The 23,910-nt window shown below is 68.2% G+C and carries 23 protein-coding genes and 1 tRNA gene; 10 read left to right on the top strand and 14 right to left on the bottom strand.

Going from position 1 to position 23,910, the window contains the following annotated elements; all coding sequences use genetic code 11:
• The first annotated feature begins 14 nt into the window (after positions 1 to 14).
• The 7 genes from GA0115254_RS40655 (at position 15) to GA0115254_RS40625 (ending at position 6,171) form a co-directional block, all read left to right on the top strand.
• Positions 15 to 662 (top strand): ABC transporter permease, encoded by a 648-nt coding sequence (locus GA0115254_RS40655; RefSeq protein ID WP_093900280.1) that lies wholly within the window; start codon positions 15 to 17, stop codon positions 660 to 662.
• Positions 663 to 756: 94 nt separating this feature from the next.
• Positions 757 to 1,956, top strand: coding sequence for an ABC transporter ATP-binding protein (locus GA0115254_RS40650; RefSeq protein WP_093900423.1), 1,200 nt, complete (start codon positions 757 to 759; stop codon positions 1,954 to 1,956).
• A 101-nt stretch (positions 1,957 to 2,057) separates the two neighbouring features.
• Positions 2,058 to 2,852 carry an ABC transporter permease gene (locus GA0115254_RS40645; RefSeq protein WP_256103086.1) on the top strand — a complete coding sequence of 265 codons (795 nt, stop codon included), beginning with the start codon at positions 2,058 to 2,060 and terminating at the stop codon, positions 2,850 to 2,852.
• 1 nt (position 2,853) lies between these two features.
• The gene (locus GA0115254_RS40640) at positions 2,854 to 3,834 is read left to right on the top strand and encodes a glycine betaine ABC transporter substrate-binding protein (RefSeq protein ID WP_093900278.1); all 981 of its coding nucleotides are present in this window, start codon (positions 2,854 to 2,856) and stop codon (positions 3,832 to 3,834) included.
• 136 nt (positions 3,835 to 3,970) lie between these two features.
• Positions 3,971 to 4,582 carry a winged helix-turn-helix domain-containing protein gene (locus tag GA0115254_RS40635; protein ID WP_093900277.1) on the top strand — a complete coding sequence of 204 codons (612 nt, stop codon included), beginning with the start codon at positions 3,971 to 3,973 and terminating at the stop codon, positions 4,580 to 4,582.
• Positions 4,583 to 4,612: 30 nt separating this feature from the next.
• Positions 4,613 to 4,810, top strand: a complete 198-nt coding sequence (locus GA0115254_RS40630) for a hypothetical protein (protein WP_093900276.1) — start codon at positions 4,613 to 4,615, stop codon at positions 4,808 to 4,810.
• Positions 4,807 to 6,171: an MFS transporter gene (locus GA0115254_RS40625; protein WP_093900275.1), complete on the top strand. Its 1,365-nt coding sequence runs from the start codon at positions 4,807 to 4,809 to the stop codon at positions 6,169 to 6,171. The genes GA0115254_RS40630 and GA0115254_RS40625 overlap by 4 nt, the downstream gene beginning before the upstream one ends.
• Here the strand turns inward: GA0115254_RS40625 and GA0115254_RS40620 are convergent.
• The 5 genes from GA0115254_RS40620 to GA0115254_RS45060 form a co-directional block, all read right to left on the bottom strand.
• Positions 6,101 to 6,895, bottom strand: coding sequence for a S16 family serine protease (locus tag GA0115254_RS40620; protein WP_093900274.1), 795 nt, complete (start codon positions 6,893 to 6,895; stop codon positions 6,101 to 6,103). The two genes, GA0115254_RS40625 and GA0115254_RS40620, sit on opposite strands and share 71 nt — an antisense overlap.
• A gap of 321 nt (positions 6,896 to 7,216) precedes the next feature.
• Complete coding sequence (locus GA0115254_RS40615) at positions 7,217 to 7,858, bottom strand: IclR family transcriptional regulator (protein WP_093900273.1); 642 nt, start codon at positions 7,856 to 7,858, stop codon at positions 7,217 to 7,219.
• A 338-nt stretch (positions 7,859 to 8,196) separates the two neighbouring features.
• Positions 8,197 to 10,167: a hypothetical protein gene (locus GA0115254_RS40610; protein ID WP_093900272.1), complete on the bottom strand. Its 1,971-nt coding sequence runs from the start codon at positions 10,165 to 10,167 to the stop codon at positions 8,197 to 8,199.
• Positions 10,168 to 10,340: 173 nt separating this feature from the next.
• A complete protein-coding gene (locus tag GA0115254_RS45065) occupies positions 10,341 to 10,757 on the bottom strand; it encodes a WxL domain-containing protein (protein WP_093900271.1) in 417 nt (138 codons plus the stop codon).
• Between the two features lie 29 nt (positions 10,758 to 10,786).
• Positions 10,787 to 11,980 (bottom strand): hypothetical protein, encoded by a 1,194-nt coding sequence (locus tag GA0115254_RS45060; RefSeq protein WP_176740498.1) that lies wholly within the window; start codon positions 11,978 to 11,980, stop codon positions 10,787 to 10,789.
• 288 nt (positions 11,981 to 12,268) lie between these two features.
• Between GA0115254_RS45060 and GA0115254_RS40595 the strand changes: the two genes are divergently transcribed.
• Entirely contained in the window at positions 12,269 to 12,823 is a 555-nt protein-coding gene (locus GA0115254_RS40595; protein WP_256103050.1) for a hypothetical protein, read from the top strand.
• A gap of 185 nt (positions 12,824 to 13,008) precedes the next feature.
• Here the strand turns inward: GA0115254_RS40595 and GA0115254_RS40590 are convergent, their stop codons facing one another.
• From GA0115254_RS40590 to GA0115254_RS40575, 4 genes are all read right to left on the bottom strand, one after another.
• Positions 13,009 to 14,790 (bottom strand): DEAD/DEAH box helicase, encoded by a 1,782-nt coding sequence (locus GA0115254_RS40590; RefSeq protein ID WP_093900269.1) that lies wholly within the window; start codon positions 14,788 to 14,790, stop codon positions 13,009 to 13,011.
• A 164-nt stretch (positions 14,791 to 14,954) separates the two neighbouring features.
• Positions 14,955 to 15,323 (bottom strand): type II toxin-antitoxin system death-on-curing family toxin, encoded by a 369-nt coding sequence (locus GA0115254_RS40585; protein ID WP_093900268.1) that lies wholly within the window; start codon positions 15,321 to 15,323, stop codon positions 14,955 to 14,957.
• The gene (locus GA0115254_RS40580) at positions 15,323 to 15,520 is read right to left on the bottom strand and encodes an Arc family DNA-binding protein (RefSeq protein ID WP_093900267.1); all 198 of its coding nucleotides are present in this window, start codon (positions 15,518 to 15,520) and stop codon (positions 15,323 to 15,325) included. Before GA0115254_RS40580 ends, GA0115254_RS40585 begins: the two co-directional genes overlap by 1 nt.
• Before the next feature lie 32 nt (positions 15,521 to 15,552).
• Positions 15,553 to 17,040: an MFS transporter gene (locus GA0115254_RS40575; protein WP_093900266.1), complete on the bottom strand. Its 1,488-nt coding sequence runs from the start codon at positions 17,038 to 17,040 to the stop codon at positions 15,553 to 15,555.
• Positions 17,041 to 17,249: 209 nt separating this feature from the next.
• On the opposite strand from GA0115254_RS40575, the gene GA0115254_RS40570 reads away from it, so the two are divergent.
• A tRNA-Cys gene (locus GA0115254_RS40570) sits at positions 17,250 to 17,324 on the top strand.
• Positions 17,325 to 17,519: 195 nt separating this feature from the next.
• On the opposite strand, the gene GA0115254_RS40565 is transcribed toward GA0115254_RS40570, so the two are convergent.
• The 3 genes from GA0115254_RS40565 to GA0115254_RS40555 form a co-directional block, all read right to left on the bottom strand.
• Positions 17,520 to 18,152, bottom strand: a complete 633-nt coding sequence (locus tag GA0115254_RS40565; protein WP_176740497.1) for a hypothetical protein — start codon at positions 18,150 to 18,152, stop codon at positions 17,520 to 17,522.
• Between the two features lie 194 nt (positions 18,153 to 18,346).
• On the bottom strand, positions 18,347 to 20,725 hold the full coding sequence (locus GA0115254_RS40560) for a hypothetical protein (RefSeq protein WP_093900264.1): 2,379 nt from the start codon (positions 20,723 to 20,725) through the stop codon (positions 18,347 to 18,349).
• A gap of 19 nt (positions 20,726 to 20,744) precedes the next feature.
• Positions 20,745 to 21,179: a hypothetical protein gene (locus GA0115254_RS40555; RefSeq protein ID WP_093900421.1), complete on the bottom strand. Its 435-nt coding sequence runs from the start codon at positions 21,177 to 21,179 to the stop codon at positions 20,745 to 20,747.
• Positions 21,180 to 21,563: 384 nt separating this feature from the next.
• Here GA0115254_RS40555 and GA0115254_RS40550 point away from each other — a divergent pair, with 384 nt between their 5' ends.
• The gene (locus GA0115254_RS40550) at positions 21,564 to 22,085 is read left to right on the top strand and encodes a hypothetical protein (RefSeq protein WP_141720997.1); all 522 of its coding nucleotides are present in this window, start codon (positions 21,564 to 21,566) and stop codon (positions 22,083 to 22,085) included.
• Between the two features lie 117 nt (positions 22,086 to 22,202).
• On the opposite strand, the gene GA0115254_RS40545 is transcribed toward GA0115254_RS40550, so the two are convergent.
• Complete coding sequence (locus tag GA0115254_RS40545; protein WP_093900262.1) at positions 22,203 to 22,964, bottom strand: MerR family transcriptional regulator; 762 nt, start codon at positions 22,962 to 22,964, stop codon at positions 22,203 to 22,205.
• Between the two features lie 473 nt (positions 22,965 to 23,437).
• Positions 23,438 to 23,881: a hypothetical protein gene (locus GA0115254_RS47075; protein WP_256103049.1), complete on the bottom strand. Its 444-nt coding sequence runs from the start codon at positions 23,879 to 23,881 to the stop codon at positions 23,438 to 23,440.
• Positions 23,882 to 23,910: the final 29 nt, after the last annotated feature.

The raw sequence follows: 23,910 nt of genomic DNA, 5'->3' as shown, positions 1-23,910 counted from the left end.
CCGAGGAGTGGCGTGTGAGCTTCTGGGAGTACCTGGGCAACCGGCATCAACAGCTGCTCACCGACGCGTATCAGCACGTCAGTGCCGTATTCCAGTGCATGGTCATCGCCACCGTGCTGGGTGTCCTGATCGGGGTCGTCACCTACCGCAGCGGATGGGCGGGGTCGCTGGCGATCACGTCGACGGCGACGATCCTCACCATTCCCTCCCTCGCCGCGATCGGTCTGCTCATCCCGCTGGTCGGGCTCGGGGTCGCGCCCACGGTGATCACTCTGACGCTGTACGGGCTGCTGCCGGTCGTCCGTAACTCGATCGTGGGGCTGCGCGGCGTCGATCCGTCGCTCGTCGACGCGGCGAAGGGCATCGGGATGTCGCGGCCGGCCCGGCTGTGCCGGGTGGAGCTGCCGCTCGCCTGGCCGCCGATCCTCACCGGCATCAGGGTCTCCACACAGATGCTGATGGGCATCGCCGCCATCGCCGCCTACGCGTCGGGCCCCGGCCTGGGCAATGAGATCTTCCGCGGCATCGCCTCGCTGGGCAGCGCCAACGCGCTCAATCAGGTGCTCGCGGGCACGCTCGGCATCGTCATCCTCGCCCTGCTCTTCGACGCCGCGTACGTACTGCTCGGGCGGCTCACCATTCCCAGGGGGATCCGTGTCTGAGACCGCCGGTGCCGGGAACACCGGCTCCGATACCGCCGACGGGAGCACGGCCGCCGACAGCGCCGGGTCGACGAAGGCCGCTTCCGGCGCCACCATCCATCTGGACAATCTGACCAAGCGCTATCCGGGCAGTCCGAGCCCGGCGGTGGACAACGTCACGATGGACATCAAGGCCGGTGAGACGGTGATCTTCGTCGGCCCGTCCGGCTGCGGGAAGTCCACCACCCTGAAGATGATCAACCGGCTGATCGAGCCGACGTCCGGGCGGATCAGGATCAACGACGAGGACGTCACCGACATCGACCCGGTGAAGCTGCGCCGCAAGATCGGTTACGCGATCCAGTCGTCCGGGCTCTTCCCGCACATGACGGTCGCCGAGAACATCGCCCTCGTACCGAGGATGGCCGGCTGGTCGAAGTCGAAGGTGAAGGACCGGGTCGAGGAGATGCTCGATCTGGTCGGCCTCGACCCCCGGGAGTTCCACGGGCGCTACCCGCGGGCGCTCTCCGGCGGACAGCAGCAGCGGGTGGGCGTGGCGCGGGCCCTGGCGGCCGATCCGCCGGTGCTGCTGATGGACGAGCCGTTCGGCGCGGTCGACCCGATCACCCGCGACCACCTGCAGGACGAGCTGATCCGGCTCCAGCACGAGCTGCACAAGACGATCGTCTTCGTCACCCACGACTTCGACGAGGCGATCAAGCTGGGGGACCGGATCGCGGTACTGCGGGAGCGTTCGCACATCGCGCAGTTCGACACCCCGGAGGCGATTCTCACCAACCCGACGGACGACTTCGTCTCGGGTTTCGTCGGTGCCGGGGCCGCGCTGAAGCGGCTCAACCTCACCCGCGTCCGGGATGTGGAGATGGCCCAGTTCCCGACGGTGACGGTCGACGACCCGCTCCAGTCGATCTTCAACAAGCTGCGCAGCGGCCCGCACAACGAGCTCCTGATGCTGGACCGCAGGAACCGCCCGTACAAGTGGCTGCGGCGCGGCGACCTGATGCGGGCGCGGGGTTCGCTGGCACGTGCCGGGCAGCTGGTCCATGACACGGTGACGCGGGACGGCACGCTGCACGACGCACTGGAGGCGGTGCTCACCGACAGCGGCGGGCGGGTCGCGGTGACCGGCCGGCGCGGCGAGTTCATCGGGGTCGTCGACATGCACACCCTGATGAACTCCGTCCAGGAACTGCTGGAGGCCGACCGGCTCGCCGCCGTCGAGCACCAGCACGACCTGGAGGAAACGCGCGCCCACCAGACCGAACAGGAGCTGGAGGGCGGTGCGGGCGCATGAATCCCGACTCCTCGCGGAATCCCGAATCGGCGCGGACTCCGCGCTCCCCCCGCCCGGCGCCCGCGTCCGACAAGGACCGCCCGCCCGGCGAACACGACGTCATGGGCCTTGCCTTCCGCGACGAGGAGGAGGAACCCCCACCGCCACCGGCGGGGCCGCGGCGCCGGATCACCTGGCGCAAGCTGGTACTGCTGCCGGCCGCGCTCGCGATCGTCCTGGCCATCACCTATCTGTGGATCACCAACACCCACCTCGACTCGATCGCCAGGAATTCGCTCACCGGCGGCAATGTGCAGCTGCGCTGGTGGCAGCATGTGAAACTGACCGCGATCTCGACGTTCTGGGTTCTGATCATCGCCATCCCGCTGGGGATCGCACTGACCCGGCGCCGGTTGCGCAAGGGCGCCCCGGTGGTCACGGCCCTCGCCAACATCGGGCAGGCGACTCCCGCGATCGGTCTGCTGGCGCTTCTGGTCATCTGGCTGGGCATCGGCCCGTCGACGGCGGTCATCGGCATGGTGATCTACGCGGTGCTGCCGGTGTTCTCCAACACGGTGGCCGGTCTCAAGGCGATCGAACCGAGCCTGGTCGAGGCTTCGCGCGGCATCGGCATGTCGGCGATGGGGACGCTCGCCAAGGTCGAACTGCCGCTCGCCGTCCCGCTGATCCTGGCCGGTGTACGGACGGCGCTGGTGCTCAACGTCGGTACGGCGACCCTGGCCACGTTCGTCGGCGGTGGCGGCCTCGGGGACCTGATCACCTCGGGCATCCAGACCCAGCGGATGCCGGTGCTGGTGCTCGGTTCCGTACTGACGGTGGTGCTGGCGCTGCTGGTGGACTGGCTGGCCTCGCTGGTCGAGGTGGCGTTGATGCCGCGCGGACTGGAGGTGGGGTGAGATGCGCCGGCGGCAGGTGCGTGCCGGACTCGTGGGGGCGGTCGCCCTGGCTCTGACGCTCTCCGGGTGCGGTCTGAAGAGCGGCTCGCCGATGGTGGACGACGTGGTCCCGGGCTCCGTGGGTCAGGGGAAGCCGCTGGACGGTGCTTCGCTGACCGTCACCTCGAAGAACTTCAGCGAGAACATCGTCCTCGGCCAGATGATCGGCCTGGTCTTCAAGGCCGCCGGCGCGGAGGTCCTGGACCGGACGAACCTGCCCGGTTCGATCAGTGCGCGCGAGGCGATCATCAAGGGCGGCGCGGACGCGATGTACGAGTACACGGGCACCGGCTGGATCACCTATCTGGGCCATGCGAAGCCGATCGCCGACCCGTTGGCGCAGTGGAAGGCGGTCCGCGACGAGGACCGGAAGAACGGGGTGACCTGGCTGACGCCGTCCACCCTCAACAACACCTACGCGCTCGCCATCAGCAGGAAGAACAACGCGGAGTACCACTTGAGGACGCTCTCCGATGTTGCCGCGCTGGCGAAGATGGACCCGTCGGCGGTGACGATCTGCGTGGAGAACGAGTTCGCCTCGCGCGACGACGGGCTGCCGGGCATGGAGAAGGCGTACGGGATGTCGATCCCGGCCGCCAACATCAAGAAGATGGACGCCGGGATCATCTACACCCAGGTCTCGAAGTCCAACTCCTGCCTGCTGGGCGAGGTGTTCACCACGGACGGCCGGATCAAGGCCATGGACCTCGATGTGCTCGTGGACGACAAGCACTTCTTCCCCAACTACAACGCGGCGCCCGTCATCCACACCAGGACCTTTGAGAAGTATCCGCAGATCGCGGGGCTGCTCGACCCGCTGAGCAGGAAGCTCACGACGGAGGTCGCCCAGGTGCTCAACGCGAAGGTGGATGTCGACGGGCAGGACCCGCACGAGGTGGCGAAGGACTGGCTGATCAAGGAGGGGTTCATCAAGAAGGGATGAGCCGGGAAGCCTGCGCCGCGGCCCTCCCCCGGGCATCGCCCCCCATTTGCCGGTCGGTCTTACAAGGATTCCGTTGCAAAGAATCTAATGCAAAGAACCTGTTGCAAAGAGAGCTTTGCAACTCTACGGTTTACCCATGCCCGCACCAGAGGACGGCGCCGAGACCCCCGCCGAGGCCGAAAACATCCACAAGGTCGATGCCCGCACCCTGCGCGGGCTCGCCCACCCCCTGCGGCTGCGCCTGCTGGCCGCCCTGCGGGAGTACGGCCCCGCCACCGCCTCCGGTCTCGCCGACCGGCTCGGCGAGTCCAGCGGCGCCACCAGCTACCACCTCAGGCAGCTGGCGGCGTACGGCTTCGTCGAGGACGACCCGGAACGCGGCAAGGGCCGCGAGCGCTGGTGGCGGGCCGCACACCGGGGCACCGTCTTCGACAGCAGCAGATTCCTGAGCCACCCGGATCCCGAGGTGCGCGGTGCGGTCGACGTCGTACTCCACGAGACCGCCACCACACACTCCCAGGAGCTGAGCACCTGGATCGGCACCATGCGCGAATGGCCCGACGCATGGCGCCAGGAAGGCTGGGACATCAGCGACTTCCAGGTGCGCCTCACCCCGGATCTCTCCGAGGAGCTGATCGAGAAGATCCACGAACTCATCGAGAGCTACCGGGGCCGGGTACCGGAGGGCACCGAGGGATCGGCCAACGTCCGCAGCCATGTGCACCTCTTCCCGCGCCCCGCGGAGTAGCCAGCCCCTCCCGACCGGAAGGACACCGTCATGCACTCCGACACCCATCTGCTGCTGCACAGCCTGCGCTCCGCCGAACTGCGACGGCCCGCAACGGAGTTCGGCCTCGCACCGGCCGCCTCGCACACCGGGCTGCGCACCCGGCTGGGCTGGGCCCTCGTCGACCTGGGACTGCGCGTCCTGCCCCGCCACCCCGGCCGCGCCTCCGTCGCACCCGGTACGGCATGAACGGCCGGGGGGACCGGAACCGCACCCCGCTCATCGCCGTACTGTCCGCCAACTCCATATCCACGGCCGGTACTTCACTCACCCTCATCGGTGTCCCGTGGTTCGTCCTGGAGACCACGGGCAGCGCGGGACGGGCCGGCGTCGTCGCCTTCTGCGCGACTCTGCCGATCGTCGTCTCCGCACTGATCGGCGGACCCGTCATCGACCGGATCGGACGCCGCCGGGTCTCCGTCGCCTCCGACCTGGTGTGCGGCGTCTCCGTAGCCGCCATCCCGCTGCTGCACTACGCGAACGCCCTGGCCTTCTGGATGCTGTGCGCGCTGATGGCGGTCGGCGGACTCCTGCACACCCCGGGCAACACGGCCCGCTACGTCCTCGTACCGGATCTCGCCGAGCACGCCGGCACCACCCTCGCCCGCGCCGCCAGCCTCTTCGACGCCGTCTCGCGCGGCGCCCGGATGGTCGGGGCGGCACTGGCCGGCGTACTGATCGCACTGGTCGGCGCGGAGACCGTACTGCTGCTGGATGCCGCGACGTTCCTGACCTCCGCGCTGCTGATCGCGGCCGGGGTGCGGGGGGTACGCGCGGCCGAGCCCCGCAAGGCCGCGACGCCCGTCTCGCTGCGGGCGTACCGCGCCGAACTGCGCGAGGGATACACCTACTTGCTGAGCAACCGGCTGCTGCTGGCCGTCGTGGTGATGGTCCTCTTCATGAACGGCACCGATCAGGGCTGGAACGCCGTCCTGCTGCCGGTGCACGCCTCCGCCGAACTGGGCGGGGCCAGGGACATCGGGCTGCTCACCGCACTGTTCGGCGCGGGCGGGCTGACCGGGGCGCTGCTGTACGGAGCGTTCGGGCACCGTTTCTCGCGGCGGGCCGTCTTCACGGTGTGCGTGGTGCTGTGCGGCGCGCCCAGGTATGCGGTCGCGGCACTGACCGGGACGACGCTGCCGCTCGCCGTGACCATGGCGCTGAGCGGCATCGCGGGCGGGGTGCTGAACCCGATCCTGACGACGGTGATCTACGGGAGCGTGCCCGACGAGCTGCGCAGCCGGGTCTCCGGTGTGCTCACGGCGGGCGGCGAACTGGCCATGCCGGTGGGCGGTCTCGCGGCCGGCCTGCTGGTGGAGAGCGCAGGCGCGCGAGGCGCCCTGCTGGCGATGGGCACGGTGTACCTGCTGGCGACGCTGAGCCCGTTGGTGTTCCCGGCGTGGCGCACGATGGACGCGGCCGGGTCCGGGTCCGGGGGCACGGCGGCGGAGGCCTCCGTACCATCACCATCCACCGAGGTCAGCAGCTCGGGACCGTGCGCCCCTGCTCCAGCGCCTGAAGCGAGGACACCGCGCTCTTCAGAGTCGTGACCGGGATCAGCCGGAGCCCCTTGGGGAGCTCGGCACCCGCCTCCCTGCACTCGGCCTTCGGGACGAGGAAGACGGTCGCACCGTCGCGGTGCGCGGCCTGAGTCTTGAGCGACACCCCGCCGACCGCGCCGACCGCACCGTTCGCCTGGATCGTTCCGGTGCCCGCGATGGTGCGGCCACCGGTGAGATCGCCACCGGAGCCGTCGCCGTCGAGCTTGTCGACGATGCCGAGCGCGAAGAACAGGCCCGCGCTGGGACCTCCGACATCGGCGAGGTGCAGGGTGACGTCGACCGATCCCTTGGGCTTGCCGAGGTAGTTCAGGGCCGCGTCGACGGCGGAGTTCTGCGACTTCCTCATGTCCTCCAGGTTGTGCTTCTCGATCTCCTTCTCGGAGCCGCCCGTCGGGTAGACGGAGTTGCGGGGCAGAACCGCCCGGTCCGTACGGAACCAGCTGTCGACCACATCACCGATGCCGACATCGGCGGTGGGCCCGGTCGCGACGATCGTCGTCATCCGCAGCTCGCCCTTGGGGGTGCGGGTGGGCGCGCCCTTGATGCTGATCACGGGAGTGCCGTGATCGTTCCCGAGCACGTTCGCGGTCGTGCCGGGCTGCGCCAGCGTGAACGGCAGCGGCGCGAAGGCGGCCACGCCGAAAAGGGCGAGGACGGGCAGGGCGCACAGGGCGAGAGTGCGGGTGCGGGAGCGCGAGAGACGAGTGAGCACCCGCCCAATCTAACCGCCGGGGCGCCGGCACGGGCCAGGTGGTGGAGCGACCCGGCTGGTGGGGCGCCCCGGCCCGCCCGGCCGCCCGCGCTCCCACGAGGGGCCGGGGCGTCCGGTCGGCCGCTTCGTCCTCAACCGCCGGACGGGTTTGAACTGCCCAGTGCTGTGACCGGAAAGGTTTGCCGGAAAGCTCGCGGCGTCCGGTGCGGTGCATCGCAAGGCGGAGCATTGCCCGCGTACTGGATGTACTCGGGTGATGCGACAACGCGGCGAGATGCCGTGCCGGGCGTCGCGAGCCCGTGAACCTTTCCGGTCGCAGCACTAGCGGAGCGCGTCCGCGACCTCGCGGGCCGCGTCCACGACCCGGGGGCCGACACGTTCGGGTACGGAGTCCGCGAGCATCACCACGCCGACGCTCCCCTCGACCCCCGTCACCCCCATCAGCGCGGCCGCCGCCCCGCTCGCCCCGGCTTCCAGTTCGCCGTGGGTGAGGGTGAAGGCGGTCTCACCCACCGGCTTCTGGCGGGCGGCGAGGATCGCCCGGCCCGCGGCACCCCGGTCCAGCGGGTGACGGAAGCCGGCCCGGTAGGCCACGTGGTAGTCGGTCCAGGTCGGCTCGACGACCGCGACCGCCAGCGCGTCGCTGCCGTCGACCAGCGTGAGATGGGCGGTGGCCCCGATGTCCTCGGCGAGGGACCGCAGCGCGGGCAGCGCGGCTTCCCGTACGAGCGGATGCACCTGGCGGCCCAGACGCAGCACGCCGAGGCCCACCCTGGCCCGGCCGCCCAGATCGCGGCGTACCAGGGCGTGTTGTTCCAGAGTGGCCAGCAGGCGGTAGACCACGGTTCGGTTGACGCCGAGTTTGTTGGACAACTCGGTGACGGTCAGACCGTGGTCGGTGTCGGCAAGCAGCTTGAGGACCCGTAGTCCCCGGTCGAGCGTCTGGGAGGTCTCCGCGGTCACGACGCCCTCTCCTCTTTGGTGAGCGGCGGCGGCTTGTCCCCACGGGATGTGTGCCACCGGTCCCAGCGGCGACGCACGGAGAGGCCGCCGGCCTGGCCAAGGCAACCGGCTGCGCTCCGCGGCGGCGCTGCCACGGGGCGTGCATTTTTTTGGACAGTAGCGAGCCAGTCCGCTCAGCGGAAGACCTCGTCCAGAATCCGGGCGTCAGCGGAAGTGGAGGTGCGGTGAAGAAGGATAAGCGCCGGTCAGCGCGGCGTCGGCCGAAATCTGGACGTCTACGCGCGTCCAGGTCGGCCGACGCCTCGGCGACACGTCCGCATACCGGACGTGAACGGGCGTTAACTCACCGTGAACGACTGTTGCACAATTTTTCCGTTCACGAGCACCTCGCAGGCTCTGATCGCCCTCGTCGCCGGGTCGCGGACGGCGAAGTTGAGGGCGAAGGTGCCGTCGAGTCCGATGACCCGGGTGACGTACGAGTCCGAGGTCTGCTTCCCGTCCGCGGTGCGGCCGGTCACCGAGACCGTGGCGACGGGCGCGAAGCCCCGGCCGGTCACCTGGACCACCGTGCCGACGGGCCCCTCGGACGGCGAGAGCGCGAAGGACGGTCCGGCGGGGACGGTCCCGTCCTGGACGGTGAACGCCGCCGTCTCGGTGCGCGGGTTGACGAGGACCTCCCGGACCCGGATCGCGACGGTGTCGGTGGCGTTGACCGTGAAGGTCTGCGAGAACGCCCCGTCCAGCCCGACCACCTTCGTCCTCACCGGGTCGGACGTCTGCGATCCGTCGGCCCGCAGCCCGACGACGGATACGGTGGCGACCTTCGCGAACCCCTGCCCGAGGACGGTGACGGCGGTGCCCTTCGGCCCGGCCGACGGGGTGAGAACGACAAAGGTCGGGGCGACGGTCAGCGGGGTGAGGGCCTGCGCTCCTCCCGCGGTGACCTGGAGCGCGTACACGGCGCGCGGGGTGGATCCGGCGACGGTGACCGTACCGGCGAGCGTTCCGTCGGCGTTGATCCGGAGGGTGGAGCCGCTGATCCGCGCACTGTCGCAGGCGCTGCCGTCGGCCGCGCAGAGCGCGGCGGTGGGCGTGGTGCCGGTCGGCCAGTCGCCGCCGGAGAGGGTGATCGTCCCGCCGGGTTTGACCTTCGCCGCGCCCGCGGAGAGCGTCGCGGAGGCGTCGGTCACGGTGAACGGCGTGGTCAGCACGGTGGCCGGATCGTTGCCCTCGTCGACCTGGATCGAGGCGATGGCCGGGTCGGAGACGGTGAAGTCGACGCTGAACGTGCCGTCGGGGGTGCTCTTCACATAGACGGCGGTGTCGTCGAGTGTCGCCCCGCTCGCGTCCAGGCCGACGGTGTTGATCCAGCGGTCCTGGAAGTAGTTGCTGCCGGTGACCTGCACGACGCTGCCGACCGGCGCACCGGCGCGGGAGAGCGCGATGGCCCGCGGCCCGCCGGGGACATACGCCTTGACGGTCAGGGGCGCGGTCGCCTCCTTCGTACCGTCGCCGACCTTCACCAGGTACGAGCCGTCCGGCACCGTGCCCGCGGGGGCGAGGACCGCGCTTCCGGTCAGCTCCCCCGAGCCGCTGATCGCAAGGGTGCTGGAGACGAACTTTCCGGTGTCGCAGCCACCGCCGTCCGCCGCGCACAGAGAGGGCACGGGGGTGGCGCCGGCGGTCCACAGGCTGCCCGTCAGGGCGACCGCGGTGGACGGCCGGACGGCGGTGGTGGGGGCGGCCAGGGTGGCGGGCAGGCCCGCGGTGCCCTCGGCGGTGACGGTGCCGATGGAGCCGCCGCCACCGGTCACGTCGCACGGGGTCTCATAGGTGGAGCCGAGCACCTTCGTACGCGTCAGATTGCGTACCGGGGTGAAGGAGATCGGCCCCTTCGCACTGGCGGGGATGATGAAGTCCCCTTCGTACGGCGGGATCTCGATCGGCTTCCCGGACGGGATGTCGAGGTTGATCTGGGGTCCGGTGACGGTGACCGTGCCGGTCGCACCGCCCGACATGGCGAAGTCGATGCTGGGGGTGGTGGGCACATCGCTCAGGCTGAGTCCGCTGGTGGCGGGGGACGGGCCGAGGGTGACCTTGGCGTGGACCTTGCCGCCCGGGTCGACGACGGCCGGCGAGAGGTCGACGCTCATCTGCTGCGGCCCGGTGGCCTCGCCCTGCCCGGCGGGCAGGGTGCAGTGGACGGTCGGGGTCACCGTGCCGGCGTGGGCGACGGGGGCGAATGCGACGGTTCCGCCTGTCCAGGCGAGCACGGCCCCGGCGGTGAGGGCGACGGCGCGGCGTAACACCGCACCCGGCCTTTCCGGTCTTCTCGATCCGTCCGGTCTTCTCGATCTCGGCCGTACGAACATGCGACTCCTCCATGGCTACGGGATTTCTCCGAATTCGAAATGGCGACGCCCGCCTGCTCCCTTGCGATACGGAGCAGGCGGGCGTCTCCGGGTCCTTCCCCTGACGGCTCTCAGAGAAGAGTGAGTGTCAGGGTGGCGCTGTAATCTCCGGGCCGGGTGAATCCGGGAACCGTCAGTGTGAGATCGGCGTCGGCGTCGAATCGGCCGCCGGTGAACGGACGGGATCCGTCCGGATTCATTCGGCAGAGACTCGCCGCCTCGCTCCCGAGCGCGGCGGGCGACCCGGCCACCGGTACCCCCACACTCCCGTTCTGCGCCGTGCACTTGGGTGTCCACCGGACTGCACCCGCCGGGATGGTGCCCCCGTCGGCGCTGGTGAAGCCGGTGAGGGTGGCGGTCAGGGACCAGCCGCTGTTGACGCCGCGGGCGTCCTCCACCTCGACCCGGTTGAGCCGGGAGCGCTGCACACCGCTGCCGGTGCCCAGGACCGTCGTACCGAAGTCGACGGTGTCGCCGTCCTGGACCATGGACAGTGTCCCTGCCCTGACCGAGGTGTTCAGCTTCTGGTCGGCGGTGCCGCCGCCCCCTCCCCGCCCGTGGAGACGGTGAACGGGGCGGTCCGTACGGTCGCCGGATCGTTGCCCTCGTCGGCCTGGACGGCGACGACGGCATCGGAGATCACGGTGAACTCGACGGCGAAGGTGCCGTCCGAGCCGCTCTTGACGTAGACCGCGCTGTCGTCGAGCCCGGTGCCCGTCGCGTCGAGGCCGATGACATTGATCCAGCGGTCCGGGTTGTAGTTCCTGCCGCTGACCGTGATCACACTGCCGACAGGTCCACTGTTCTGCGAGAGCGAGATCTCGCGGTCGCCGGCCGTGACGGCCTTGACGGTGAGGGGAGCGGTGGCTTCCTTCGTACCGTCGTTGACCTTCACCTCGTACGCGCCGTCCGGCACCGCCCCGGCCTCCGCGAGGGTGGCCGTGCCGTGCAGCGTTCCGTAGCTGTCGATGGTGAGGGTGTGGCCCTTGAACTTCAGCGGATCGCAGCCGCCACCGCCCACCGCACAGAGCGAAGGCACGGGTGCGCCGCCCGACGTCCATCCCGAACCACCCAGCGCCACAGGGGTGTTGGGGCGTACGGGATCGGCGGGGGCGGTCAGTGTGGCGGGCTCGGAGCCGGTGCCCTCCACCGTGACGGTGCCGATGGAGCCGCCCCCGCCGACCACGTCACAGGGCGTCTCGAAGACCGATCCGAGCACCTTGGTCTGCGTCAGCGTACGGACCGGGGCGAACGAGATGTCGCCGGAGGCGTCCGCCGGTACCAGGAAGTCGCCCTCGTACGGCGGGAGTTCGATGGGCGTCCCGGCCGGGATGTCCATCGTGAACTCGGCGCCCCGCACGGTGACGGTTCCGGTGGCCCCGCCGGACATGGCGAGGTCGAGGCTGGGGATGGTCGGCACATCGTCCAGCGCGAGAGCGCTGGTGGCGGGGGACGGGCCGAGCGTGACCTTCGCGTGCACCTTGCCGCCCGGGGCGACGACCGCGGGCGACAGCTCGACGGTCATCTGCTGCGGCCCGGTCGCCTCACCCTGACCGGCGGGCAGGGTGCAGTGAACGGTCGGGGTGACCGTACCGGCCGCCTGGCGTCCGGCCGGTGGCGCGGACTGGGCGGTGGCCCCGACGCAGCTCAGGGACAGTACGAAGCAGGCAGCGAGCAGACCGGTCACACCGGGTCTTCGTCGTCGGATCACCAGACACCCCTCCATGGCCCATTGATTTGCGCACATTGAGGAGGTCACACGCAGAGAAGTCAAGAGAGAATTGACTGATCCTTATCCGGAGAATGATCGTCATCTGAAATGCCCGAAAAGCATTTCTACAAGCACTTTCCACGCACCTGTTGACATCTATTGACATCTCCGAAGATCACAGTTTCACTGCATCCGACATGCCGGGCCCGGCACGCAGATCCGCAAGAAGATCGCATACGGCGATTTCTTCGAATCTGCGGAATTCAACCGGAAGGAGTCTCTCCCGTCATGTCGATCACTTCTGCAAGGCCGTCGAACCGAAGACGCGTCCGCGTCCCGCTCGTGCTCGCCGCGGCCTGCTCCGCGGCCGCCGCGCTCGCCCTGGCGCCGTCGGCCCAGGCGGTGACCCCGCTCACCGCGACGGCCACGTACGACTGCGGCACCTGGGGCAGCGGTCTCGCCACCCTGACCGCCGCCGACTCGGGCACGTCCAAGACCATCAAGATCAACTCCACCGCGATCACCATGCCGACCGGCACCAGTGCCGACCCGAACAGCATCACGACGACGCTCAAGCTCACCAAGACCTCGGGCGGCGTCACCAGTCAGGTGCAGTTCTCCGGGAAGACCAACCCCGGCATGACCAGCCCCAACCCGATCACTCTGGGACCGCTGAAGCTCACTTCCGGCACCCTGGCGGCGGGTGACACCACGAATTCCGTGGTGCTGTCCGGTCCGCCGAGCGCCACCAACTGGTCACTGCAGATCGTGGCGTCGTCCCCGACGTCGGCCACGGTTCCGTGCGTGGCCACGGTCAACCAGTCCGCAGCGTTCGTCTGGTAGCCGTACGTACGACATCCACCCACCCGGCAACGACGCCCGACCCGCACCCGGCAACCGCACCCGGCGACCGCACCCGATCCGCACCCGGCAGCCGAGCCTGATCCGCATCTGATCCGCGCCGACGACGCCGGCCCGGGGCGAGGACCGCTGTCCCCGCCCCGGGCCGGCACCCCACGAGAGCGCCCTCACGTCATACGCGTCGCCCACTCCTGCACCTTCTGGATCCGCTGCTGGATCTGCCCGGCCGTGGCCTCCGCACTCGGCGGCCCGCCGCACACCCGCCGCAGCTCGGTGTGGATCACACCGTGGGGCTTGCCGCTCTGATGCGTGTACGCCGACACCATCGTGTTGAGCTGCTTGCGCAGCCCCAGCAGCTGCTTGTGCGTGACCACCGGCCGCGCCTCGGCCGGCTTCTCCAGCAGATCGGCATCCGCGGCCGGCTTCTGGCGGCTGTGCGCGATCTGCCGGGTCTGCCGCTTCTGGAGCAGCAACTGCACCTGATCGGGTTCCAGGAGCCCCGGAATCCCCAGGTAGTCCTGCTCCTCCTCGCTTCCCGGGTGTGCCTGCATGCCGAATTCGGCACCGTCGTACAGCACCCGGTCGAAGACCGCGTCGGATTCGAGAGCCTCGAAGGGCAGCTGGTCCTCGGTCTCCTCGTCCTCCAGCTTCTCGGCGTCGGCGAGGAGCTTGTCCTCCTCCGCGAACGGGTTCTCCTCGTCGCTGCCCTTCTTGGGCTTGTCGAGGACGTGGTCCCGTTCGACCTCCATCTCGTTGGCGAAGTCGAGGAGCATCGGGATGGTCGGTACGAAGACGGAAGCGGTTTCGCCACGCCTGCGCGAGCGCACGAAACGGCCGACGGCCTGCGCGAAGAAGAGCGGTGTGGAAATGGTGGTGGCGTACACGCCCACGGCGAGGCGCGGCACGTCGACGCCCTCGGACACCATGCGGACCGCGACCATCCAGCGCGATTCGTCCTCGCTGAACCGGTCGATCTTCTTCGACGCGGCCTTCTCGTCGGAGAGGACCACGGTGGCTTTCTCACCCGTGACCCTCTTGAGGATCTTGGCGTACTCGCGCGCCGACTCCTGATCGGTGGCGATGACGAGCCCACCCGCATCCGGAATGCCCTTGCGCACCTCGGTCAGCCGCTTGTCGGCGGCGCTCAGCACATTGGGGATCCAGTCCCCGGTGGGCGACAGAGCGGTACGCCAGGCCTGGCCGATGGCGTCCTTGGTCATCGGCTCGCCGAGCCGGGCGGCGATCTCGTCACCGGCCTTGGTGCGCCAGCGCATGTTGCCGCTGTAGCTGAGGAAGATCACGGGCCGGACGACGCCGTCGGCGAGCGCGTTGCCGTAGCCGTAGGTGTAGTCGGCCGAGGAGCGCCGGATGCCGTCGTTCCCCTCCTCGTACACGACGAAGGGGATCGGGTTGGTGTCGGACCGGAACGGCGTACCGGTGAGCGCGAGGCGCCGGGTGGCCGGGTCGAACGCCTCCTGGCAGGCCTCGCCCCAGGACTTCGAGTCACCGGCGTGGTGGATCTCGTCGAGGATCACGAGGGTCTTGCGCTGCTCGCACCGGTTGCGGTGCAGCATCGGCCGGACCCCGACACCCGCGTAGGTGACGGCGACGCCGTCGTACTCCTTGCTCAGCGGGCCGGCACTGTACTCGGGGTCGAGCTTGATCCCTATCCGGGCCGCGGCCTCGGCCCACTGCTTCTTCAGGTGCTCGGTCGGCGCGACGACGGTGACCTGCTGCACCACGTGGTGGTGCAGCAGCCATGACGCGAGGGTCAGCGCGAACGTGGTCTTCCCCGCGCCGGGGGTGGCGACCGCGAGGAAGTCGCGCGGCTGCTCCTGGATGTACTTCTCCATGGCGCCCTGCTGCCAGGCTCGCAGCTTGCCGGCCGTGCCCCAGGGGGCGCGGCCGGGAAAGGCGGGTGAGAGGTGGTGGGAGGCGGTAGTAGTCACGGTCTCCGGTTCGGGTCTCTCGGGTACGTGGGGCGCTGTCCGTACGGGCCGGGACGGACTCGTACGCGATACGACAACCGGGCCACCCTACCGGGGGGCCGGGCGGAACCCCGTACGGACGAGCGGCGGTTCGGCCCCGCTGAGACCCTCTTCACAGAACAGCGTTACGCGGCGAATCGAGGGAGCCTTTCCGCGATCCTGGGCATGTCGAGGGCCCCCTGGCACACGTCCAGCACGAACTTCTCGGCCTCGTCGACATCGAAGTCCGCACTCAGGCGATGCCCGTTGATGTGCAGGAAGACCCAGGTGGCATACCAGGCGATGCGCTTGTTTCCGTCGACGAGTGCATGATTGCGCGCCAGGGACTCCATGAGCGCCGCGGCCTTCTGCCACACGTCCGGATAGGCGTCCTGGCCGAACACGCTCGCCTGCGGGCGGGCGAGTGCCGAATCGAGCAGCCCGTAGTCGCGCACCTCGGCAGCCCCGAGGCGCTCGGCGAGGTTGAGCAGCTCGGGAAGTGTCAGGTACTTCATCAGGCGAGCCTCCGGTTGAGCTCCTCACTCACCTTCAGCACGTGGTCCGCAGCCTCGTTGAAGAGGCGCGCGTGTTCGTTTATGGCGGTGATCACCGCGTCGTGGGCGAACGACTGCATGCTCCGCCCCTCCGACTCGGCGCGTGCACGCAGTGCGTCCAGCTCTTCTTCGGTGAACCGCAGATTCAGACCAGCCATGTACGGATAGTACCGCGTGGTACCACGCGGTACTAAGGCTTTGTCCGCACCCGCGCCGCCACCCACGCCCCCACCAGCGCCACCCCCGCCATCGGTAGGAAGACCACCGCGAACGCCCCCGGATGAGATCCGGAGGCCCCCGCCTCCGCCGCCCCGTGCACGGCCCCCACCGCACCGCCACCGAGCGCGGCGAAGGCCGCCCCGCCCGCGGCCAGCAACAGGACGTTCGACAGCCCGTCGGAGATCTGGAGGGCGGCCGAGTTCGCCCCCGCCTCCTCCGGCGCCGACAGCTTCAGCAGCAGCACACTCGTCGACGCGATCACCATGCCCATGCCGAAGCACCCGAAGGCCCAGGCCACCGCCACGGTCCAGACCGGCACCCAGTCGATCAGCACGGACGGCGCGGCCGCGATCGCCGCGGCGACCAGCACCATGCCGCCCACCATCAAACGCTCCCGGTACGGCTCAAGGCGCGGCCGGGACTGTACGTACGAACCGAGCGCCCAGGTCCCGCCCCCGGCCGCGAGCGAGAGCCCGGCCATCGTCGGGCTCAGGCCGCGCTGGGTCACCAGCATCAACGGTACGAACGACTCGGCGGCGATGAACGACCCGGCCGCCACCCCGCGCAGCAGCACCACCGAGGGCAGCCCACGCGCCGCCCGGCCCGTGCCCGGGGGCAGCAGCCCGCGCACGGCGGGAACGAGCAGAGCAACACCTACGACGGCCGGAAGCAGCGCGAACCAGTTCCGCTCCTGCCCGGCGTACTGGAGCAGCCCCGCCCCCACCGAGATCCCGAGCGCGAGGACAATGCGGCGCCGGTCGTACGGCTCGACGGGCGCCGCCGGATCGGCCGGCCCCGACGCCCGGCGCCGGATCGCGGGCAGCGCGAGCGCCAGCGGGAACACGACCAGTACGGGAATGCCGATGAAGACCCACCGCCACCCCAGGTGCTCGGTCACACTCCCGGCGGCGAGCGGCCCGACGACGGACGGAATCACCCAGCTCGCGGCGAACGCGGCCATGATCGACGGCCGCAGATGCTCCGGGTAGGCCCGGCTGATCACCACGTACAGCGCCACGATCACCAGCCCGCCGCCGAGCCCCTGGACGGCCCGCCCGGCGATGAACATCCACATGCTGCCCGCCGTGCCCGACAGCAGCAGCCCGGCCCCGAACGCGCTGATCCCGGTGGCCAGCGGCCCCAGCGGCCCGCGCCGGTCCGCCCACTGCCCGGAGAGGACCATGGCGAACAGGCTGGTGGTGAAGTACGCGGAGAACGCGAACGCGTAGAGCGGGATGCCGTGCAGCTCACGGGCGGCGACCGGCATCGCGGTCCCCACGGCCGTCGCCTCGAAGGCGATCAGGAACACGACGGAGACTATGCCGACACTGAGTGCCCGGTAGGTACGCCCGAGCACCCCTCCTGATTCGGCGGGCGGGACCGGTGTCGCCGCTTCGACAGCGGTGCCGGCATTGCTCTCGGTACCGGTACCGGCGTCTCGTGGCTCCAGGGCACTCATGAGCCCAAGAGTAAGGGGCAAGATCTTATGTCGCCCCTGTCGCGAGTCGGTCCGCCGCTCGTCCGTTGGTCGTAGGACCGCGACGCGCCTCGCGGGCGGCGGCAGACCCCGATCGTGAACGCGGTATGGCAGTCGCATTGCGGCCCGCCCCGCACTCTTGAGCAGCGCGGACACCGGGCCCTACGGTCGGACCACGACGAGGAACACACGGCCGTGTGCCCGAGTGGTTCAGGGGCTCGACTGCAACTCGAGTTACACCGGTTCGAATCCGGTCACGGCCTCCACATGGATGAAACGGCCGCCCCCACGGTGCGGGGGCGGCCGTTCCGCTGTGCACCGTTCCGCTGTGCTCTGGGTTTATGCCGGGTCCAGCGACGGCTTGGACCGATAGCTTCGGCCCACGGCCTCCACCCGCCATCAGCCGGTCTCCGGGTCGCTGCCCTGCCGGTCCTCCCGGTCGTTGCCGGACGCAGAACCTGCTACTTCGGCGTGAGTACGGGAGACTTAGGCAGGCCACCGTTGTTCGCGCAGTCGAGTTCCTTGACCAGCTTCAGGGAAACGGCATGCAAGATGGTCATGTTCAGGTTGCGGTACTCACGCGTGTCCGGTGCATCACTCACACCACGCCCGAAGCTGCCGTGGATGCGCAGTGGAGTTTTGTCCGAACCTTTCAGTTGGGGACTGACGCACTCGAAATAGAGCCCCGCGCCGCCTCGCCCGACCGAGGATTGCACACCCATGGTGTACAACTCGAAGCCGGCCGGGAGGCCTTCGTCCTCGACATCCTGTGGCGCATACATGGAGAACTTCACTCCCCCGTCATCCGTCTGAGCCGAGTCCTTCGGATGCAACAGGCAGAGCACGTCCCCCGCAGCCCATGGACGCCCGGACTCATACCCTTCCTTGAGTGCCGCGACCACTCTCTCCATGCCCTTCGGGCTCTTCGCGAAGAAGAGTTTGTCCCCCGTCACCTTCTCGACCATCTCCGCCAGGGGACCGGCAAACACGTCGCCGCAGACCTCCGCGGCCCCGACGAACGTCTTCTCCTCCTTCTTCTCCGAAGCGCACGCCACGCTCCCGGCGCCCAAGGCCATCACCAGGCCGGCGGCCATCAGCCATCGCCTCACCCGTGCACACCCACTTCGCTCATCCCGCCAACCCTTCTCGTCATCAGCTGATTCGTCGGCCGCCGGCCGATATATGCGGGCGCCGGACCTTCCCGCCCGCCGCCACTCCGCCCCGCAACGACCACGGGGCCGCCTCCGCCCGTCCAGCACCTCGGCACCCAGGCCTTCGTCACGGGCGATCAGGACTCGGGGCCTACACCCTGGACACGCGCGCGAAGGTTCCCGTCCCCGTAGCCGAGCATCCTCGAATCGTCGAGGTCCTCGGCCAAGTCCCCCTGCGTCTCAGCGTCGAGCGCATCGATCTTGTCCTGGTGGCGAGCGACGAAGCTCTCGAGCGGAGTCTCCGTATAGCTCTCTCCCGCCGAGTAGATGAGTGCCTGCTGCTCGGAGGTGAGATCGTCGACCTTTTCCTTGTTCTTGTCGATCGCGTCCTCCCCCATGCCGCCGACCACATCACCGATGACCTGTTCAAGGGCCCCGGTCCCCACGTCGGTGAACATCGGCACCAGGAGCGCACCGGCACCGATGACAGGCGCCGCAGGGAGAAAGAAGGCGGCCGTTGCCACTCCGGCCCCGAGTGCGGCGGTACTACCGAACTCGATCCAGCCGGAACGCTTCTCCGCAGCCTTCTCGAAGTCCTCGTGCGCCTTGACACCGTCGGCCACGACCTGGTCCGCACGCGACTGGTCCAGCATTCCCTGAACCTCGGCTCCGATCTTCACTGTCCGCCGGACGTCGCCCGTGTCGATTTCGCCGTCCTTGCCCACCTGCGCCTCAAGCGCGCTGCTCGTGTAGACCTGCTCGGCGGCGCTCAAAGATGCATAGGCGTCCGGGTGATGTCCCAGGGCGCCGAGGAATTTCCTGGCGATGTCACGGCCGCCGGTGGAATCGAGGGTGTCGGAGAAGTCGAGGTGGCCCTCCCTGTTCCCGCCAGGCGCGAAGACGCTGTCCTCCTTGTTCTTGTCCATCGCCCAGTTGATGTCATCGATATACCCTGCGCCCATCGCGCCCAGGCTGTCGGACAATGATTCCTGGGTCTTGAGCAGCTTGGCGTCCGAGTACTTCTCCATCACGTTCCGCATGATCTCGGCATTGGCATCATCCCTCGCGACGCTTGCGTCGGGGTGACCTGCGGGATATCCGAGAGTCGCCGCTTCCAGCGCATGTCCGAGAGCATCCGGCATGTAATTGAGGGACGCCTTGAGTTCCTTCTCGTCGAGCGAGTCGACATCGCCGAAGGTATCCCACTTCTCGGCCCCGAAGAAGTCGAGGTATTTCTTGATCTCCTTCCCGTCCTTGTCCTTGCCGAGTTCGGCCGTGGCACCCTCGTTGACGGTGCCGTCCTCGTTGTACGCGGTCGGGTCGTCGTGGAAGAAGTGCTTCGCCGCGTCCGGGCTGTTCCCGAGCGCCTCCAGCATGGACACCGTCGGGTCATAGCCGGAACCGTTGACACCGGAGGGGTTGAACGGGTTCTTGAACAGGCTGTTCACCACCTTGCTGTCGGCGAACATGTCCGGGTCCTTCTGATGCAACTGCGCCACATGCTCGGCGATCGGGTTCAGGAACTTCGCGTCGTAGTTCCCGTACCGCATGATCCCGCCCAGCAGCTGGTAGCCGAACGGCCCACCGCTGTCGTGCTTGGCCAGCGGGATGCGCTCCGTACCGAGCTTGCGCAGCTCCGGACCCCACTCAGCGGTGAAGTTCTTGTCGTGGGACGCGGTGGCGAGGTTGAGCCCCAGGTTCTTCTGGAGGTCCTGGACGTCCTTCAGCCGTTCCTTGTTGACCTTTCCGTACTCATATGTGTCCGTCGAGAGCTGACCGAAGAACGCGAGCGACTTCTCCGGGCCGAGCTTCTCGTAGAAGTTCTTCGCGAACTCGGGCGACTTGCCGTTGTCGTGAAGCAGCTCGTTGAGGGCCTGGAGTTCGGTGTGTGTGATGTCGCGGCCCTTGGCAGCGAGCGCGGCGGCGCGGGCCGCCTCCTCCTGGTCCAGGTTCTTGTACTTCGGCGCACTGAAGTCTTGGCCCTCGGTGACGTTGGCCTCAAGGGCGTTCTTGAAGGCGACGTCGGTGTCGTTGCAGTTGTCGACGATGAGATCGATCTTCTTCTGCCATGCCTCGATCGTCTTCTTCTGCTGGCCCAAAATTTCGAAGTAGTCGGGATCTTGGTTGGGTGAGATGCCGGATTTTTCCAGCGGGTGCCGAGCTGTCACCTTGCCCTTGGCATCGACATGGATTCCGGCCGCCGGCCCCTCGTCGTCGCGGATACGGATCAGTTCGTCCTTGGCCTTCTTGATGGCCGTGTGGGCGTCTTCGAGGATCTGCTTGACACCCTTGGCCTCGGCCGCGGCGTCCTTGAACTCATTGACGGTCTTGGTGATGAACCCCCTGGTGACGCCCGCGTTGGCGCCCTCCCATTCGGCCTTGTCCGCCTTGGCCTTCATGCCGTCCTGAGCGTCGTCGGCCAGCCGGTCCAGATCGGTGACCATCTTCGACCAGTCGTCAGCTGCCGTCTTCAGCTTGCCCACGGGCGCATCGACGATGTCCTCGAACTTCAGCATGTCCCTGTTCCCCCACGCACTACTTCAGATACTCGTTGAGCTTGGAAACAGAAATCAGATCGCCACCGATCTGCACATCGTCCTTCGCATGGGCGGACTTGCTGTAATCAAGGTGGTTCGAAATCTGCGCGCAAGCATCAAGAAGTGTCTTCAGGTGCGTGTTCCACCGATCGTGGACCTTCAACAGTCCCGTCCCACTGGAGAAGTTGCCATTGGTAAGCGCGATCGCCGCTTCGAAGGTCGCGGGCCGGGCGCGGTCACCCTCCTTGGACAGCCGGGTGCGCAAACCGTACGCATCATGCCCAATGGCACCCAAGTGGTCTTGATTGACCGCCAGATCAGGGTTGGCCGGGCCGGCTTGGCCACCAGTGCCGCCCTCGACCCCGTTGAGCCGCATATCGACCCGTTGTGTCGATTCCGCACGAAGTGCCGCCCACTCTGCGTCGAACGTCACGAATTCCCCCGTTACCCATTCCTGGATGCCGTCGAAGCCATTTTCACCGACGCTCACGCTAGCCGCTCAGTTTCAGCCGATGCACCCCGGGAGGTGCTCACTTTTCTCGCGAAACAGAATAAAATGGAAACCAAGGGCAGCCATGCCTACCGTTCGTCGACTCCTCGCCGCACCCCACCAGGACTCGCCGACACCCTCGAAATGAGAGACACTCCGCAGGCCGATGCGCGCCCCGACTATCCTCAGTCATAAGTGAGTTGCAACTGGAAGGGACCGACAGGAGAAGCGTGGGCCGTTCGGGTTGTTGAGGATCGGCGTGTCAACTGGGCTTACAGGAAGGACAGTTCGCCCCTACCACCCGAGAGGCTCTCTACAGTGGGTGTCATGGCTGGTCGCGCAGACCCCGGCGTCGCCCCGCAGACTCACCCCGACCTGCCGGCGTGGCTGACCGAACGCGTCCAGAGCTTCGAGCACTGGGCCGAGGCCACCGGCACCCCCGAGACATGGGACTTCTCCCCGCAGTCCCTGGACACGCTGGAAGGCCTCATCCGCAGCCGGTGCAACGGCGACACGGAGAGCCTCGCAGCGCGACGCGACGCATTTCTTCAAGGGGCATGCTGGTACATCGGGGAAGTGGTCTGCCGCGCCCAGGGGGCGGTGTGGAAGTTCGAGCCGTTCGCCGTGAAGGGCGCCGAACTGCCGTCCCTGTTCGGGGAGGCGGATCCGTCAGGGGTCGTCGACGACCCCTGCGTGGGGGTACCCGGAGAAGACACGGAGGAGGCCATCTATCCGATGGGCGCCGTGCACGGACTGTTCTCCACCGAAGATGAGTTGGGCAACCCCACCACCCAGCGCCTCTCCGACCTGCTGGGCGACTCCGACGAGTACGACGAGGAGGAGCAGTAGGAGTAGGAGTAGCCGGCGTGCCGCCGCGATCGTGGCCGGTGGGTCGGGTGTTCTGAGCACGGCGGAGAGTTGCTTGTCGCCGGGGGTCTGCAGCCCCCCGGCAGTGTGAGCCGTCGGTCAGCTCAGCTGGGCATCGGCGTAGACGACCATCGCGTCGCGCAGGTAGACGGCCAGCCCGTCGGCGATCTTGTCGTAGTTCGCGCGGATCTGCGGGTCGTCGACGTAGGTCCGGCCCAGTCCCTTGTACGCAACCGCGTTCGGGGTCCAGAACCGGCAGATGCCCTGATGGTGGGCGCCCACTTCGACCTGCACCGCAGGATCGGCAACCGGGGTGCCGGCCACCATGAACTCCGCAAAGCGGATCATCTGTGCCGTCACCTCACGCTGCCACTGCTCCTGGTCCTCGGCGGTCATCGTCTCGAGGGCCTGCCGGGACTGCTCCCACGCCTTCGGCCACCGCTCGCGCACCTCGGCCTCAGCAGGGGAGGGCTCGAATCCCTCGAACAGGTTCTCCGGCCTGTTGATCTTTTCCATGTCGTTGTTGTCCTTGCCTTCCTCCAGTTCGGCGATGGTCCGCTCAACCGTGCGGACGAGCGTCTCCAGTCGGTCATGCTCCCTGAGCAGCCGCCGGCGGTGCTCGCGCAGCACGGCCACCCGGTCGACCTGACTGTCCAGAACCGCCTGGATCTCGCGCAGCCCCAGGTCCAACTCCCGCATCAGCAAGATCTGCTGCAGCCGCAGCAGATCGGCCTCTTCGTAGTTGCGATGCCCATTGCTTCCGATCCACGCAGGCGGCAGCAGACCGATCTCGTCGTAATGCCGCAGCGTCCGGGACGTCACCCCGGACATCCGGGCCACATCCGCGATCGACCAGGCCATTGCCGTGCCTCCCATCGCCAGGCCGGTCTGTCCGGCCACACAGACGACCGTAGGAGTTGACGCAGCGGAAACCGCAAGCCGGAACCGGCGTTCGCCTCCCCGGTCGTGGTCCTGCGGGCCTCGACACGTATCGCCTCGCTGTTCACGTCCACCGACAACACCGCCACGTCCGTGATCGACGGGAACAGCAACTCCTCCAGCCGGAGAACCGTCTCGAGCGGCAAGCGAGCCGCCCCCGCCGCAGTCGCTGGGCCACTCAGGGAACCTACTCAACTCCATGCATATAAAGCGATTTCCACCGACCCGCATCTGCACCGGGTCCCCACATACGAAAGGCGACCACCCTGCGCGCGGCGCGGGCAGTCGCCTTCTCTCGTACGATCCGGAGATCAGGAGGCGATCGTCGGCTCTTCCCTGAACGCTTCCTTCATCATTTCCCGCAAGCGTGCCTCGTCCTCCTTGCTGAGTGAGGCCTATTGCTCGGCTGTGAGGGCCCAGCGAACCGTCGAGGGGGCCGATACCCGCACGGTGCCTTCGCTGCGCGCTCTTTTTAGATGGATTTCGTTGTAGGTGCTACTGACTTCCTCGTTGACGCAGTTCAGAGGAAAGGAGAGCCCCACGGGGTCGACGTTGACGTTAAGGATTCCCTTGCCTTGGCAATTGACCTGGATGGCCAGCGTTCCCGCGCCGATTTCCTTGGTCAGAGGAAGTTCAGCATTCCCTTGCTTGGACGTGACGGACAACAGAACCTGCCCGTCATTGACAGGCTTGGGCGCCCGGGAAACCGTCTCGCCTTCGATGTGCTCGGCCCGGTCACTAATCTGGGAGGGGCTGGGCCGTGCAGATCGCGAGGTGGTTGGTTCGGTTGCTGAGGGCTCCTTCTCCCCGCTGCATCCAGCCAGCGCCAGCGCGGTCATGACAGTCGCAGCGAGGCAGGAAGAAACAC

The organism is Streptomyces sp. Ncost-T10-10d, from assembly GCF_900091955.1.
Lineage (GTDB): Bacteria > Actinomycetota > Actinomycetes > Streptomycetales > Streptomycetaceae > Streptomyces.
The sequence above is the reverse complement of the archived record's forward strand: the minus strand, read 5'-3'. Positions and strand labels throughout refer to the sequence as shown.

What these genes read in the sequence shown, in the direction of transcription:
- GA0115254_RS40625 (WP_093900275.1), top strand. Translation starts at nt 4,807, where the DNA reads ATGAACGGCCGGGGGGACCGGAACCGCACCCCGCTCATCGCCGTACTG.
- GA0115254_RS40645 (WP_256103086.1), top strand. Translation starts at nt 2,058, where the DNA reads ATGGGCCTTGCCTTCCGCGACGAGGAGGAGGAACCCCCACCGCCACCG.
- GA0115254_RS45065 (WP_093900271.1), bottom strand. Translation starts at nt 10,757, where the DNA reads ATGGTCCAGGACGGCGACACCGTCGACTTCGGTACGACGGTCCTGGGC.
- GA0115254_RS40630 (WP_093900276.1), top strand. Translation starts at nt 4,613, where the DNA reads ATGCACTCCGACACCCATCTGCTGCTGCACAGCCTGCGCTCCGCCGAA.
- GA0115254_RS40565 (WP_176740497.1), bottom strand. Translation starts at nt 18,152, where the DNA reads ATGGCCGCCGGCCTGGTGATGGCCTTGGGCGCCGGGAGCGTGGCGTGC.
- GA0115254_RS40560 (WP_093900264.1), bottom strand. Translation starts at nt 20,725, where the DNA reads ATGCTGAAGTTCGAGGACATCGTCGATGCGCCCGTGGGCAAGCTGAAG.
- GA0115254_RS40585 (WP_093900268.1), bottom strand. Translation starts at nt 15,323, where the DNA reads ATGAAGTACCTGACACTTCCCGAGCTGCTCAACCTCGCCGAGCGCCTC.
- GA0115254_RS40545 (WP_093900262.1), bottom strand. Translation starts at nt 22,964, where the DNA reads ATGGCCTGGTCGATCGCGGATGTGGCCCGGATGTCCGGGGTGACGTCC.
- GA0115254_RS40575 (WP_093900266.1), bottom strand. Translation starts at nt 17,040, where the DNA reads ATGAGTGCCCTGGAGCCACGAGACGCCGGTACCGGTACCGAGAGCAAT.
- GA0115254_RS47075 (WP_256103049.1), bottom strand. Translation starts at nt 23,881, where the DNA reads ATGACCGCGCTGGCGCTGGCTGGATGCAGCGGGGAGAAGGAGCCCTCA.
- GA0115254_RS40640 (WP_093900278.1), top strand. Translation starts at nt 2,854, where the DNA reads ATGCGCCGGCGGCAGGTGCGTGCCGGACTCGTGGGGGCGGTCGCCCTG.
- GA0115254_RS40580 (WP_093900267.1), bottom strand. Translation starts at nt 15,520, where the DNA reads ATGGCTGGTCTGAATCTGCGGTTCACCGAAGAAGAGCTGGACGCACTG.
- GA0115254_RS40635 (WP_093900277.1), top strand. Translation starts at nt 3,971, where the DNA reads ATGCCCGCACCAGAGGACGGCGCCGAGACCCCCGCCGAGGCCGAAAAC.
- GA0115254_RS40595 (WP_256103050.1), top strand. Translation starts at nt 12,269, where the DNA reads ATGTCGATCACTTCTGCAAGGCCGTCGAACCGAAGACGCGTCCGCGTC.
- GA0115254_RS40550 (WP_141720997.1), top strand. Translation starts at nt 21,564, where the DNA reads ATGGCTGGTCGCGCAGACCCCGGCGTCGCCCCGCAGACTCACCCCGAC.